General features: G+C 62.1%; 15 protein-coding genes and 1 pseudogene. 3 read left to right on the forward strand and 13 right to left on the reverse strand.

Annotation, left to right across the window (positions count from 1 at the left end; translation table 11 throughout):
* Window positions 1–41: 41 nt before the first annotated feature.
* The 6 genes and pseudogenes from AC1DYO_RS27385 to AC1DYO_RS27410 all read right to left on the reverse strand — a co-directional run bounded on the left by AC1DYO_RS27385 (window position 42) and on the right by AC1DYO_RS27410 (window position 5,661).
* The gene (locus AC1DYO_RS27385) at window positions 42–389 is read right to left on the reverse strand and encodes a DUF6867 family protein (protein WP_477267535.1); all 348 of its coding nucleotides are present in this window, start codon (window positions 387–389) and stop codon (window positions 42–44) included.
* A 112-nt stretch (window positions 390–501) separates the two neighbouring features.
* Window positions 502–1,230: an ABC transporter ATP-binding protein gene (locus AC1DYO_RS27390; protein WP_142869801.1), complete on the reverse strand. Its 729-nt coding sequence runs from the start codon at window positions 1,228–1,230 to the stop codon at window positions 502–504.
* Between the two features lie 11 nt (window positions 1,231–1,241).
* Window positions 1,242–2,327, reverse strand: a pseudogene (locus AC1DYO_RS27395) (ABC transporter ATP-binding protein); the annotation flags it as partial.
* Complete coding sequence (gene livM, locus AC1DYO_RS27400; RefSeq protein WP_477267536.1) at window positions 2,327–3,922, reverse strand: high-affinity branched-chain amino acid ABC transporter permease LivM; 1,596 nt, start codon at window positions 3,920–3,922, stop codon at window positions 2,327–2,329. The gene livM and the pseudogene AC1DYO_RS27395, both read right to left, overlap by 1 nt.
* A gap of 4 nt (window positions 3,923–3,926) precedes the next feature.
* Entirely contained in the window at window positions 3,927–4,829 is a 903-nt protein-coding gene (locus AC1DYO_RS27405) for a branched-chain amino acid ABC transporter permease (RefSeq protein ID WP_181057722.1), read from the reverse strand.
* Window positions 4,830–5,274: 445 nt separating this feature from the next.
* Entirely contained in the window at window positions 5,275–5,661 is a 387-nt protein-coding gene (locus AC1DYO_RS27410; RefSeq protein WP_477267568.1) for an ectoine synthase, read from the reverse strand.
* A gap of 134 nt (window positions 5,662–5,795) precedes the next feature.
* Here AC1DYO_RS27410 and AC1DYO_RS27415 point away from each other — a divergent pair, with 134 nt between their 5' ends.
* Window positions 5,796–6,701 carry a LysR substrate-binding domain-containing protein gene (locus AC1DYO_RS27415; RefSeq protein WP_477267537.1) on the forward strand — a complete coding sequence of 302 codons (906 nt, stop codon included), beginning with the start codon at window positions 5,796–5,798 and terminating at the stop codon, window positions 6,699–6,701.
* Here the strand turns inward: AC1DYO_RS27415 and AC1DYO_RS27420 are convergent.
* The 4 genes from AC1DYO_RS27420 to AC1DYO_RS27435 are packed head-to-tail and all read right to left on the reverse strand — an operon-like array spanning window position 6,694 to window position 10,300.
* The gene (locus AC1DYO_RS27420; RefSeq protein WP_477267538.1) at window positions 6,694–7,695 is read right to left on the reverse strand and encodes a 4-hydroxyproline epimerase; all 1,002 of its coding nucleotides are present in this window, start codon (window positions 7,693–7,695) and stop codon (window positions 6,694–6,696) included. The genes AC1DYO_RS27415 and AC1DYO_RS27420 overlap by 8 nt on opposite strands.
* Window positions 7,696–7,708: 13 nt before the next feature.
* Entirely contained in the window at window positions 7,709–8,956 is a 1,248-nt protein-coding gene (locus AC1DYO_RS27425; RefSeq protein ID WP_477267539.1) for an NAD(P)/FAD-dependent oxidoreductase, read from the reverse strand.
* Window positions 8,953–9,396, reverse strand: a complete 444-nt coding sequence (locus AC1DYO_RS27430; RefSeq protein ID WP_477267540.1) for a GNAT family N-acetyltransferase — start codon at window positions 9,394–9,396, stop codon at window positions 8,953–8,955. Before AC1DYO_RS27430 ends, AC1DYO_RS27425 begins: the two co-directional genes overlap by 4 nt.
* A gap of 10 nt (window positions 9,397–9,406) precedes the next feature.
* Window positions 9,407–10,300, reverse strand: a complete 894-nt coding sequence (locus AC1DYO_RS27435; protein WP_477267541.1) for a dihydrodipicolinate synthase family protein — start codon at window positions 10,298–10,300, stop codon at window positions 9,407–9,409.
* Between the two features lie 69 nt (window positions 10,301–10,369).
* Between AC1DYO_RS27435 and AC1DYO_RS27440 the strand changes: the two genes are divergently transcribed.
* Window positions 10,370–11,062: a GntR family transcriptional regulator gene (locus AC1DYO_RS27440; RefSeq protein WP_477267542.1), complete on the forward strand. Its 693-nt coding sequence runs from the start codon at window positions 10,370–10,372 to the stop codon at window positions 11,060–11,062.
* Between the two features lie 9 nt (window positions 11,063–11,071).
* Here the strand turns inward: AC1DYO_RS27440 and AC1DYO_RS27445 are convergent, their stop codons facing one another.
* Both AC1DYO_RS27445 and AC1DYO_RS27450 read right to left on the reverse strand, forming a co-directional pair.
* Complete coding sequence (locus AC1DYO_RS27445) at window positions 11,072–11,389, reverse strand: hypothetical protein (RefSeq protein WP_477267543.1); 318 nt, start codon at window positions 11,387–11,389, stop codon at window positions 11,072–11,074.
* A 227-nt stretch (window positions 11,390–11,616) separates the two neighbouring features.
* The gene (locus AC1DYO_RS27450; protein ID WP_477267544.1) at window positions 11,617–11,940 is read right to left on the reverse strand and encodes a winged helix-turn-helix transcriptional regulator; all 324 of its coding nucleotides are present in this window, start codon (window positions 11,938–11,940) and stop codon (window positions 11,617–11,619) included.
* Window positions 11,941–12,115: 175 nt separating this feature from the next.
* Between AC1DYO_RS27450 and AC1DYO_RS27455 the strand changes: the two genes are divergently transcribed.
* A complete protein-coding gene (locus AC1DYO_RS27455; protein WP_477267545.1) occupies window positions 12,116–12,445 on the forward strand; it encodes a nuclear transport factor 2 family protein in 330 nt (109 codons plus the stop codon).
* A gap of 72 nt (window positions 12,446–12,517) precedes the next feature.
* Here AC1DYO_RS27455 and AC1DYO_RS27460 read toward each other — a convergent pair whose 3' ends face one another.
* Window positions 12,518–12,832, reverse strand: a complete 315-nt coding sequence (locus AC1DYO_RS27460) for a hypothetical protein (RefSeq protein ID WP_477267546.1) — start codon at window positions 12,830–12,832, stop codon at window positions 12,518–12,520.
* Window positions 12,833–12,855 lie beyond the last annotated feature (23 nt).

Consider the following 12,855-nt stretch of genomic DNA (forward strand, 5'->3'; position numbering starts at 1 on the left):
GTCACGCCGATTCATCCCCGAAACGGCGTTAATGATGAACGTCAGCCTTTCGGTTTCCAGCTTAAGATCGAAGCACGTTCGTAAAGCCAATTATACTGCGTCACCATCTGGTTGGTGCGCGTGTATTGATAGCCGACAAACCCGAATATCATGAGCACGATTGTGTCCACGACATAGTATTGCAGCGAAAACATCGTGCCGCCGAACAGGGCATGATGGATGAACCTGATGCCGATCCCGAGCCCCAGCAGGTAGGCGAACAGCGCCGGCAGGCTGCGCCATGTCTGGGCGCTGGCCTTGCCGGTCATCCATGCCGCCCAGCCGCCGAGCAGACAGGTGACGAAGAAGAACTGCCAGATGGAAGGTTCTTCGTAGAGAATGCCTTGCATGGTGAAGACTCCCTAGCATGCCCCCGAAAAGTTGCAGACTTTTCGGACAAAGGTCATGCGACAAACAAACAACTTGGAGCGGAATACCGTATGCATAAATTTCGCTCCAAACTCAGTGATGGCCGCCTTCGAGATAGGCCGCGCGCACTTCGGGATTGGCGAGCAGTTCCTTACCCGTGCCGCTCATGGTCACGTTGCCGTTGACCATGACATAGCCGCGCGTGGCGAGCTTGAGCGCGCCGAAGGCGTTCTGCTCGACCAGGAACACGGTCAGCCCTTGCGTGCGGTTCAACTCGCGGATGGCGTCGAAGATCTGCTTGACGATCAGCGGCGCCAGGCCCAGCGACGGCTCGTCGAGCAGGAGCAGCTTCGGCCGCGCCATCAGCGCGCGTCCGATCGACAGCATCTGCTGCTCGCCGCCCGACAGCGTGCCGCCGCGCTGGGCGATGCGCTCCTTGAGGCGCGGGAACAGCGTGAACACCTTCTCGGCATCCTCATCATAGTGCTTGAGGTTGTCGAGACCGGCGCCCATCTGCAGGTTTTCCATTACCGTCATGCGTGGGAAAATGCGCCTGCCTTCCGGCGACTGCGCGATGCGCATGCGGGCAATCTCGTGCGTCGGCATCTGGGTGATGTCGGTGCCGGCGAAAGTGATGGTGCCGGAACGGGCCCGCGGCGCACCGAAGATGGTCATCATCAGCGTCGACTTGCCCGCACCGTTGGCGCCGATCAGCGCGACGATCTCGCCCTGGTTGACGTGGACATCGACGCCGTTCAGCGCCTTGATGTTGCCGTAGTAGGTCTCGACGCCCTTGATGTCGAGCAGCGTTGTCTCGGCCATCACTTACGCCCTCCGCGCGGCTTGGATGTCGGGGATTTCCCGGCGGGCTTGGCCGTGGCCCGCTCGGTCGGTTTTCTCGGCGCGACGTTGGCCTTTGCATCGAATTGAGCTGCCTTCGAGGCGCCCTTCGAAACCGTGACCCGCTCGCCCTCGCTATGGCCGATCGTGTCGCTCACCGGACCGGCGAGATAAGAAGACGACGTGCCTGGCCCGTGTGCCGAGTCCGGCCCGATATCCAACTGCTCGATGACGTCTTCATCGCCGACCTCGGTCAGAACGGTTTCGACCTCCTCGTCGTCGACGCCGAGATAGGCGGCGATAACGCGCGGGTCGGTGCGCACCGATTGCGGGCTGCCGTCGGAAATCTTGCGGCCATATTCGAGCACCACGACATGGTCGGAAATCTGCATGACCACCGACATGTCATGCTCGATCAGCAGGATCGAGGTGCTGCTCTTGATGTCCATCAGCAGCGAATTGAGCGCTGCCGATTCCTTCGGATTGAGACCGGCCGCAGGCTCGTCGAGGCACAGAAGCTCGGGCCCTGTGCACATGGCGCGCGCGATCTCGAGCCGTCGCTGCGCGCCATAGGGCAGGTCGCCGGCCGGATCGTCGGCGCGGTCGACAAGATCGGCCTTCTCCAGCCAGTGCTTGGCAAGCTCAACCGATTCGGCCGAGGCTCGGCGGTAGCCACCGATCCCGAACAGGCCAAGGATCGTATAGCCCGATGCCTTCATCAACTTGTTGTGCTGGGCAACCAGCAGGTTCTCCAGCAGCGTCATGCCGGAGAACAGCCGGATGTTCTGGAAGGTACGCGCCACCTTGGCGCGCGCCGGGATCTCATGATTGGGCAGCCGTTCGAGCAGGAAGCTCGAGCCGTCGGCACCGTTGAGCGTGATCATGCCTTCCGACGGCTTGTAGAAGCCGGTGATGCAGTTGAAGACGGTGGTTTTGCCGGCGCCGTTGGGTCCGATCAGCGCGGTGATCTCGCCGCGCTTGGCCTGGAAGGACAGGTCGCCGATAGCGACCAGGCCGCCGAACTTCATCGACAGATGCTCGACCTGGAGAATGGCGTCTTTCATCGAATTCGCACTCATCAGCCGTGCCCTTCCTTGGTGAAGGAACTGGAGACGGCTTTTCGTTCTCTGAGGAAGGCTGTCGGTTCACGACTGCCGACGAAGCCGCGCGGCTTCCACAGCATGACGATGACCATGGCCATGCCGAACAGAAGCATGCGGTAGAGCTCCGGTGTGAAGTCCTTGCCGAAGATGCTCTTCAGGAAATCGAGTTCGCGCAACGCCTCGGTGCCGCCGATCATCACCAGCGCGGCGACCGCGATACCGACCAGCGAGCCCATGCCGCCAAGCACGACGATGGCAAGGATGATGGCCGATTCCAGGAAGACGAAGGATTCAGGGCTGACGAAACCTTGCCGCGCGGCGAAGAACGCGCCGGCAAAACCGCCGAACATGGCGCCGGTGGCAAAGGCGGTGAGCTTGGTGGTGGTGGTGTTGATGCCGAGCGAGCGGCAGGCGATCTCGTCCTCGCGCAGTGCTTCCCAGGCGCGGCCGACAGGCATGCGCCTCAACCGAGTGGTGACGAAGGCGGTGAGCAGCGCCAGCGCCAGGATCAGGTAATAGAGGAAGATCTTGTAGTAGGCGCTCGACTGGGCGATATCCAGCACCTTGCCGATATAGTTCGGATCCGACGAATTGAACGTCATCAGGCCGAAGAAGGTGACCTTCGGGATGCCGGAGACGCCGGCCGAGCCGTTGGTCACGTCGCGCCAGTTGATCAGCACCAGCCGGATGATCTCACCGAAGGCCAGCGTGACGATCGCGAGATAGTCGCCACGCAGCCTGAGCACCGGAAAGCCGAGCAGCACGCCCCAGAAGGCGGCCATGGCGCCGGCTGCCGGCAGCAGGATCCAGAACGACAGGCCGTAGTGGGAGCCGAGCAGCGCATAGGCATAGGCACCGACCGCATAGAAGGCGACGTAGCCAAGGTCGAGCAGACCGGCGAGGCCGACGACGATGTTCAGGCCCCAGGCCAGCATCACATAGATCAGGATCTGGATGCCGTAATTGTCGACCCATTTCAACGACCCCTGCAGGCCGCCCATGATCGACCACGCATAGACCGACAGCACCACGACGACAAGGATCGGGTATAGCACCAGCGCCGCAATGCCGAGCTTGGTGAAATTGGCGTGGATGAATGCGCGGAAATAAAAGATCACGCAGGCGAGCGCATAGATGACGGCCAGCGCGCGCAGGAACTGGAGATAGCCGGCCAGATCGGGTCCCACCAACGCCGGCAGGGCGCTGCTGAACGCAACCAGGATAACCGCTAGCACGACGGCCACAATGAAGGCCGGAAGCTGGAAGAAGCGCGACGCCACGCTCGCCGGCAACAGGCCGGTGGCGACATCGGCGATGTTCTGATTGGCCATGAACGGCTGGCCATAGGCAATGTAGAAGAAGCGGCCAAGCATGGTCAGCACGACCACGGTGATGAGCAGTCCCCAGCGCTGCGCCAGGATCAGCTGGTTGCTGATGTTCTGGTCGGTCTTCAGGCCGATGAACAGAATGAACAGCCCCAGCGAGATGGCGCCGGCATAGAGCGCTTCACGAAATGCACGCTGCACGGGGGAGGCGACGGTGTCGCGCTCCGAGGATACGGAAACCGCCATTGTCTCAGACCTTTTCGACTTCTGGCCGGCCCAAAATGCCGGAAGGCAGGAAGATCAGCACGATCGCCAGGATGGAGAACGCCGCGACGTCCTTGTAGTCGATCGAGAAATATGCCGACCACATGCTCTCGATGAAGCCGATCAAAAGCCCGCCAAGCACCGCGCCCGGCAGCGACCCGATGCCGCCGAGGACGGCCGCGGTGAAGGCCTTGACGCCCGGCACGAAGCCGTCGGAGAAGGCGATGACGCCGTAGTACATCAGGAACAGCGTGCCAGCGACGGCCGCCAGGGCCGCGCCCATGATGAAGGTGATCGAGATCGTACGATCAACATCGACGCCCAGCAGTGCCGCCATCTTGCGGTCCTGCTCGCAGGCCCTTTGCGCTCGGCCGAGCGAAGTCCTGTTGACCAGGTACCAGAACAGCGCCAGCAGCAGCGCCGTGACGATGACGATGATGATCTGCTTCAGCGACACGCTGATGCCGTAGATGTCGTAGACTTTGCTGACCATTGGCGGGATCGGCTTGTTGCGCGGACCCTGCGTCACCTGGATGAAGTTCGACAGCGCGATCGACATGCCGATGGCGGTGATCAGCGGCGCCAGCCGGAACGAACCGCGCAGCGGCCGGTAGGCCACCTTCTCGATCGTCCAGTTGTAGAGGCTGGTGAGCAGCATCGCCACGATCATCATGATCAGCAGCGCCAGGACGACCGGCACCGAATAGAACAAGGAGCCGAGGATGAGGAAGACGACGAGGGCGGCGAAGGCCCCGACCATGAAAATGTCGCCATGGGCGAAGTTGATCATGCCGATGATGCCGTAGACCATCGTGTAGCCGATTGCGATCAGCCCATAGATCGATCCCAGCGTCAGCCCATTGATAAGCTGCTGGACAAAATACTGCATGTGTACATGGCTCCCCTGGAATGTCGCCCATGCAGACGCATTCCTTTTCGTATTTCCCCTAGTCGTAAAGTTTCGAGCCCGGATTGCAACGTGATTTTTCAAACGTCGTGCGTGTTTTGCCGGCACGCCTTCCGATTGCCCGTTTTTTGCTCCCGACCCCTGGACTATCGCGGACCCTATCATTGGCATAACGCAATGTCTTTGACGATTCAGCCGGACAATGCACCCCATTTCGAAGAAATCACCGTCAAAATTAGGTGATGAGACGAATCGTTGCGTTGCTGACAGGCTTCGTTTTTTAGCCACATTCCTTTCCTCGGGGGCAAGATTCTTGCTACTTCGCCACAAAGCCTCGAGCGAGTGGCCCGCGATGGTCGATAAAAGACTATGTGTATCCGAGCGTCCAGGCCCGGCCGCCGGACTGGAAGCGCCTGCCCGTCTGTGATCAGTAGGCGGACCCACCGTCCTCGCTCAGCGCATGCCGCTCCGTGCCCTTCAAGGGCGGATTGAAGACGCTGACCAGGATCATATCGCCTGTGGCATCGGCCCGCAGATAGTGCTCGTCATGCTCATTGAGCACATAGATCGTGCCCGGCTCGATACGATGCACCGCACCGGACATGTCCTCGACCTCGCCGGCGCCCGCGATGCAATAGCAGGCCTCGAAATGTTGCCGATAATGGAGGCGCGATTCGCTGCCGGCGCGCACGACGGTGTGGCAGACGGTGAAGCCCATGCCGTCCTGCTGGGTCAGTAGCCGGTGGCTGGTGCCATTGCCCCAATTCACGAAGAAGTCAGATTTTTCTACATCAGCCAATTGTCTGGTGAACATGACGATTTCCCTGCGGATACCGGCCATGGGCCGGAAAGTTATGGGTGGAATTGATGATCCGCAGCAGAGATGCCGCATGCCAGGCAGGCTTTCAAATGATTGCTTCTCACCGATCATGTTAGTAAATCTTACAGATGGACTACATCCCGCTGAATGCCATTCGCGCTTTCGAGGCTGCCTCGCGCCGCCTGAGCTTTTCCGCTGCCGCCGAGGAGCTGCATGTGACCCATCCGGCGATCAGCCACCAGATAAGGCGCCTGGAGGAGTGGCTGGGCGTGCCGCTCTTCCATCGCGACGCACGCAAGGTAAGGCTGACCGACGCCGGCGTGATCCTGCAAGCGTCAGCGAGTGCTGCCCTTGCCGAACTCGGCGCCACCTGCCGGCGCATCCGGCGCAACGCCGCGGCAGCAACCATTTCGGTAGGTTGCATCCCGTCCATCGCCAGCCGCTGGCTGGTGCCCCGCCTGCCCGCCTTCACCGCCAGCCATCCCGACATCGGCATGCGCGTCGCCTATGCCAAGGCCGAGGACAGGCTTGGCGATGGCGACAATGACGTGCTGATCACGCTCGGCGCCGATCCGACGCCCGGCGTCACCAGTCTGAAGCTGTTTTCGCGCCTCAACCGGCCGGTGTGCAGCCCCTATTACCTGGCCGGCAGGGAGCATCTGCGAACCCCTGCCGGGATCGCCGGCGCCGACCTGCTGCATGACGAGAACCGTCAGGGCTGGGGCGAATGGTTTGCCGAGGCCGGACTGGCCAAGGTCGATGTCGGCAACGGGCCGGTCTTTGCCGACTTCAACATTCTGGCGACTGCGGTCATTGCCGGCCACGGCGTGGCGCTTTGTCCAGTCGATGTTTTCCGCGACGAACTGAAGCGGGGCGACCTCGTGGTCCTGTCCGACATCTCGACCAATCGCGACAAGGCATACTTCCTGACCATGGCGGCGAATGCCTCGCCCGCCGCGCTCACCTTTGCCGACTGGTTTCGCCGTGAGGTTTCTGTCGGGCCGGACGATCAGCAGCCCCGCAACCTCACTTGACCACGAACCCGTGCGCGAACGGGTCACGGTCGTCGATGAAGATGGTGTTCAGGCCGGTCAGCCGCGCCCAGCCGCCGATCGACGGAATGATGGCCGGCTTGCCGGCGACGGTGACGTCCTTTTCCACCTTGCCCTTGAACAGCGAACCGATGATCGATTCATGGACAAAGCTGTCGCCCGCCTTGAGCTTGCCCTTGGCATGAAGCTGCGCCATGCGCGCCGAAGTGCCTGTGCCGCAAGGTGAGCGGTCGATCGCCTTGTCGCCATAGAAGACGGCGTTGCGCGCATCCGCGCCCGCCACCGTCGGCTTGCCGGTCCACAGCATGTGCGACAGCCCGACGATGCCGGGGTTTTCCGGATGCACGAATGAATACTTCTCGTTGAGCCGCTGCCGCACCACCGGGCTCCAGGCGATGAAGTCGCCGGCGGAATAATCAGCCATGTCGCGGTAATTCGCCTGCGGCTCGACGATGGCGTAGAAATTGCCACCATAGGCGACATCGACAGTGATTTCGCCAAGCTGCGGGCAGTCGACCGTCAGCCCTTCGGCATAAAGGAATGACGGCACATTGGTGATGCGCACCTCCTCGACATAGTCGCCCACCTGTTTGTACTCGGCGATGACCAGCCCGGCCGGCGTGTCGAGCCTGAGCACACCCGGCGTCTTTGGCTTGATCAACCCATGCTCGATTGCCATCGTCACCGTGCCGATCGTGCCGTGGCCGCACATCGGCAGGCAGCCCGAGGTTTCGATGAACAGGATGGCGATGTCGCAATCCTCGCGCGTCGGCGGATAGAGGATCGAGCCCGACATCACGTCATGGCCGCGCGGCTCGAACATCAGCCCGGTGCGGATCCAGTCATATTCCGCCAGGAAATGCGCCCGCCGCTCCATCATCGTCGAACCCTGGAGCAAAGGACCGCCACCGGCGACCAGCCGCACCGGATTGCCGCACGTATGGCCGTCGATGCAGAAGAAGAATTTTTTGGCCATGATTTCCTCGAACTCAAAACCGTTGCGGGCTGAAGGGAGCAAGATCGATCGGCGAAGTCTGCCCGAGAACGAGATCGCGGATCAAGCGGCCGCTGGCCGCCGCCTGGGTCAGGCCGAGATGGCCATGGCCAAAGGCGTAGACGACGTTGGGCGCGGTGCGCGCCGTGCCGATGACCGGCAGCGAATCCGGCAGCGACGGGCGATAGCCCATCCATTCGCGGCCACCTGACGCGTCCAGCCCCGGAAGGAATTGTCTGGCTTTTTCCAGCATGGCCTTCGAGCGCGCAAAATTCGGCGGCCGGTCGAGTCCGCCCAACTCGACGGCGCCGCCGACGCGCAGTCCAGTGTCGAGCGGCGTGATGACGAAGCCGTGGCCGGAGAAGATCAGCATCCGCCGCACATCGAAGGCGGTCTTCGGCAAGGTCGTGTTGTAACCGCGCTCGGTCTCGAGCGGGATAATGTCGCCGAGGTTCTTGGCCAGCAGATGCGACCATGCGCCAGCCGCGACGACGAGGTTCCTTGCCTGCTTGGTCGTACCGTCGGCCAGCGTTAGCGTCGCGCCAGCATGATCGGCCGCGACGCGCTCGACGCGTGCTTTTTCGAAACGCGCGCCCAACCCTTCGGCATAGGCCCACACCGCCTTGCCGAGCAGTTTCGGGTCGGCAACGGTCTTCCATACCGGTACGAAGGTGCCCTTGATGAAGCGCGGCGACAGGCCCGGCTGCAGCCGCGCCAGTTCGTCGCCTTCGACATGGCGAAAGCCGATGCCGAAACGCTCGCGCGCCGCCCAGCCGGGGAGCCCGCCCTGAAACTCGGCCTCGCTTTCGTAGAGTTCCAGCGAGCCGTCCTCGTGCAGCATCGGCCGCGCGCCGGAACGGTCGAGCAGTCCCATCCATTCTGCCTCGGCGAGCTTCATCATGCCGGCCTGCGCGGCGAGGCTCGCCTCGTAATGCCTCGACGCGCCGGCGCGCCAAAAGCGGATCAGCCAAGGCAGGAGTTTGGGCAAATAGGCTGGTGGTATGGCGAGCGGCCCGAGCGGGTCGGCAAGCCATTTCGGCAATTGCCGCATCATCCCCTTATGCGCCATCGGCAGCACGTCGGAGAAGGCAAAGGCGGCGGCATTGCCGGAACTGGTTTCCTCGCAAATGCCGGTGCGGTCGAAGATGGTGACGCTGCGCCCTGCCTCGGCCAGCAGGGCTGCGGCACAGATGCCGACAATGCCGCCACCGACAATGGCGATGTCCAGCGTTTGCGCAGTCACGATGGGCTGTCTCCAGCTTTCAGGGCTTTCGTCATCAGCGGGTTCTTCCGGTCAGACTGTACAATCTCCCAGCCGAGCCTTTGATAGAACCCTTCGGCATCCCTGGCGGCATTGACTTCCAGCCGAACGAGACCGAGACCACGGGCATAGGTTTCGACTTGCCTCATGAGGGCGCGCCCCAGGCCGCGCCGCTGCAGCCCGGATTCGATCGCAACAAGCCTGACAATGCCGAGGTGCTGGTCGACAACATCCAGCCTGGCAGTCCCCACCGGCCCGTTATCATGCATGAGGAGCAGCGGATGATTGTTGGCAAGACGGTCGTCGGGATGCCGTTCGTCATAACCGCCCAAGCCCCGATCCTCCCAAAGAACGCGCTTGCGTATGCTGTGATATGCCGTCCAGTCTCCATCGCTTTCGACACGCTTGAGATGAGACGGCATCCAACCTTCCTCAGAACGTCGGCAGCTTCGGCCGTACCGCCAGTGCGTCCTTGACGATCTTTTCGACTGCCTTGCGGCGCTCGCCCGCCAAAGGCTGACGCGGCATGCGCACGCGATCATTTGTGTTGATCGCGAACACTTCGGCAAGCTTGATGTTTTGTACCAGATAGGTCGAGACATCGAGATCGAGCAGCGGCCGGAACCAGCGGTAGATCGAAAGCGCCTCTTCGCGGCGGCCCTGCTTCATCAGCTGGTAGATGGCGACGGTCTCGCGCGGGAAGGCGACGACCAGACCCGCCACCCAGCCGATGGCGCCGACCGACAGCGCCTCGAATGCGAGATTGTCGACGCCGGTGAAGAGGTCGTAGCGGTCGCCGAACCGGTTGATGATCTCGGTCGAACGGCGGATATCGTCGGACGATTCCTTGATGGCAACGAAGCGCTTGTCGGCGGCCAGCTCCTCCATCTGGTCGACGGTGACGTCGACGCGGTAGGCGAGCCGGTTGGAGTAGATCATCACCGGCAGGTCGCCGGCCTGGGCGACGGCGCGCAAGGCGGCAACCGTCTCTTCCGAATTGGTGTGGTAGATCGGGCTCGGCACCACCATCAGCCCGTTGGCGCCTTCCCGGCTCGCGCGCTTGGCGATGCTTGCCGCCTCGCGGGTGCCGGCCTCATTGATGGTCAGCAGCACCGGCTTCTTCCCGGCGACTTTCTGCGCCGTCTTCAGCACCTCGATCTTCTCGTCATGCGACAGCATCGGGCCTTCGCCGAGCGAGCCGCACACTATGATGCCGTCGCAACCCGCCTCCATCTGCAAGGCAAAGCAGCGCTCCATCTCGGCATGATCGAGGCGGTCGTCGGCAGTGAATTTGGTCGTGACGGCGGGGAAAACTCCGGTCCACATGGTCATTTCTCCATCTGATATATCAGCCGTATATCTGGTAAGAAATCCGCTGTCAATGCGGAATCTGTTATGATATATCTAAAATATATCAGGAGACCGCCTTTGATATCCATCGAACCAGGCACGACATCCGAACCGGCTGCCGCCAAGGCGTACCGCGTGCTCGAGCACATGATCGTGACGCTGGAACTGGCGCCGTCGAGCTTCGTCACCGAGGGCGCCCTGATCGAAAGGCTCAGCCTTGGCCGCACGCCGGTGCGCGAAGCGATCCAGCGCCTGGCCTGGGAAGGGCTGCTGGACGTCAGGCCGCGCGCCGGCATCGCCATTGCCCCGCTGCATCCCGGCGACTGGCTGCGCGTGCTCGACGCGCGCCGCGGCGTCGAGGTGGTGTTGGCCCGCTCGGCCGCCCGTTTCGTCACCCGTGAAGCCGCCGACATGTTTCACGACGCGGCGCTATCCATGCAGAAGGCGGTCATCTCCGGCAATGTGCTGGCCTTCATCCAGGCCGACAAGGCGCTCGACGAGGCCCTGGCGCTGGCTGCCGACAACCCGTTCGCGGCGCGCCTTGCCGCACCCTTGCAGACCCACAGCCGTCGCTTCTGGTTCCGCTACAAGGCCGACACCGGCCTTGCCGAATCCGCCGAGCACCACGTCGCCCTGATCCGCTCAATCCTGGCCGGCGACGAGGAAGCCGCCGCCAAGGACGCCAAACGCCTGATGGCGCTGCTGCGCGGCCATGCCGAGACGGCGGCCACCCGCTGATCAGGCAACTCAGTTCCCGTGCGCCATCTCGGTCACGGTGAGGGTATCCTCCCATCCCTCACCGATCGCGAGGATGCAGCTTTGGCTGTTTACGTCGGTTATCAGCAAGGTCCATGTCCCACTTGCCGAGACATAGATTTCGACAATGGCAGCTTGCCCGACAACTCCGTAGCCGATCTGCCTTTGTTGAAAGGCCTGCGCCAGTCCGGCGATAACATCACTGTGGCCGCCGCAGACGAGTTGCGCCTGTACGGGCAGCGTCGACAGCGCCAGCGCGGCGCCGATCGCAGCTATCCTGATCCATCGAAACGAAAATTTGTGTGCCATTTGGCACCTCCTTCGCCTTCACGTTCCGGCAAAGGGAGGCACATAGGCAGCCTCAATGTGCCGGAGCGTTCCAGGCCGGGTCCGACGTTTTCATCACGTCACTCCTTCTGGTTTCCGGTCTGTCTTCTGGGAATTTTATCACATTCCCTGGATTCGATATGGTGCGGCCCCGATCTGAAAACAAGCACCTTTGCGGGCCTTGCGGCGCGTTGCAGGCACGGTCGGCGTCAGACTTCCGCAGATTCGCGAAGTGCTGCCCATTTCAGCAAGGCGTCGAGGGCCGGGCACAGGGCCTGGCCCCAATCCGTCAGGCAATACTCGACCTTCGGCGGCACCTGATGGTGGACGATACGGCGCACGATGCCGTCGGCCTCCATCTGCCGCAACTGCTGGATCAGCATCTTCTGCGAGATCGCCGGAATCGCCCGTTCAAGGTCGGAAAAGCGCAGCACCTTGCCGCCGAACAGATGAAACAGGATCACCAGTTTCCAGCGCCCTTCGAGGATGCGCAGCACATTCTCGACGCCGCTCGCCGCGGATGAGGGCGTCAACGGTGCGACCTTGCTTTCAGGCCCAATCTTGCTTTCAGGCCCGGCCTTACTTTCAGGTAAGTACCTTACCTTTTCGTCGGTTCTTGTCATTTCCGCAGCATATCTCACTTTAGGGATCGAACAAGCACCGCCGACGTCAAGCCGGCGGGCGACAATCGGAACCGGAGACGAGACCATGACCGTAAAGCTTCCCCAGCCGCTGGCGGATTATTTTGCTGCCAAGAACCGGCACGACATCGACGCAATGCTCACCCCCTTCGCACCGGACGCCACGGTTCGCGACGAAGGCGAAACCCATCAGGGGTCAGCTGCCATCCGCAGCTGGATGGATGCAACCACACGCAAGTACCGGGTGACAGTGGAGGTCGCCGACGCGACGGTCAACGGCCATGTGTGGCGGGTCGCCGGCATCGTCTCTGGCAATTTCCCCGGCAGTCCGGCGACGCTGCACTATAACTTCATGCTGGCCGGTGAGCGGATCACGCGGCTGGAAATCGGCGCATGACCATGCCGCCGGCGAGGCCACCGTTCACCGGCTTTTTACGGTGGGGTGACGCAAGGCACAGCGCCTGTTCCGTCATGTATCGTGGCCGGACTGGGCCACGACACTTTCCCAATTGTTGCCGGCCGCGATGATGCAGCTTGTGCCGGCGACATTGGTGACGACGATCGTCCAGGTTCCGCTCTCACCGACGAAGACTTCCATGATCGCGGTCTGACCGATCAGCCCGAACGCAAACTGCTTTTCCTGGAAATTCTCGCTCAGATGCGCGACGAGAACGCCGTGCTCAACGCAGAACTGGTACCGAGCGCTGGCGGCACTCGTGCCCATCGCCAGTGCACCGGCAAGAACCAGGGTCTTCACCCAAGCTAACAGAGATTTGCGTGCCATAGAGCACCTCCTTTGCCATCGCA

It is taken from the genome of Mesorhizobium sp. P2_F5 (assembly GCF_056403715.1).

Bases quoted from the DNA above. Each gene is read 5' to 3' on its own strand.
- AC1DYO_RS27385 (WP_477267535.1), bottom strand. From the start codon at position 389: ATGCAAGGCATTCTCTACGAAGAACCTTCCATCTGGCAGTTCTTCTTC.
- AC1DYO_RS27390 (WP_142869801.1), bottom strand. From the start codon at position 1,230: ATGGCCGAGACAACGCTGCTCGACATCAAGGGCGTCGAGACCTACTAC.
- livM (WP_477267536.1), bottom strand. From the start codon at position 3,922: ATGGCGGTTTCCGTATCCTCGGAGCGCGACACCGTCGCCTCCCCCGTG.
- AC1DYO_RS27405 (WP_181057722.1), bottom strand. From the start codon at position 4,829: ATGCAGTATTTTGTCCAGCAGCTTATCAATGGGCTGACGCTGGGATCG.
- AC1DYO_RS27410 (WP_477267568.1), bottom strand. From the start codon at position 5,661: ATGTTCACCAGACAATTGGCTGATGTAGAAAAATCTGACTTCTTCGTG.
- AC1DYO_RS27415 (WP_477267537.1), top strand. From the start codon at position 5,796: ATGGACTACATCCCGCTGAATGCCATTCGCGCTTTCGAGGCTGCCTCG.
- AC1DYO_RS27420 (WP_477267538.1), bottom strand. From the start codon at position 7,695: ATGGCCAAAAAATTCTTCTTCTGCATCGACGGCCATACGTGCGGCAAT.
- AC1DYO_RS27430 (WP_477267540.1), bottom strand. From the start codon at position 9,396: ATGCCGTCTCATCTCAAGCGTGTCGAAAGCGATGGAGACTGGACGGCA.
- AC1DYO_RS27435 (WP_477267541.1), bottom strand. From the start codon at position 10,300: ATGTGGACCGGAGTTTTCCCCGCCGTCACGACCAAATTCACTGCCGAC.
- AC1DYO_RS27440 (WP_477267542.1), top strand. From the start codon at position 10,370: ATGATATATCTAAAATATATCAGGAGACCGCCTTTGATATCCATCGAA.
- AC1DYO_RS27445 (WP_477267543.1), bottom strand. From the start codon at position 11,389: ATGGCACACAAATTTTCGTTTCGATGGATCAGGATAGCTGCGATCGGC.
- AC1DYO_RS27455 (WP_477267545.1), top strand. From the start codon at position 12,116: ATGACCGTAAAGCTTCCCCAGCCGCTGGCGGATTATTTTGCTGCCAAG.
- AC1DYO_RS27460 (WP_477267546.1), bottom strand. From the start codon at position 12,832: ATGGCACGCAAATCTCTGTTAGCTTGGGTGAAGACCCTGGTTCTTGCC.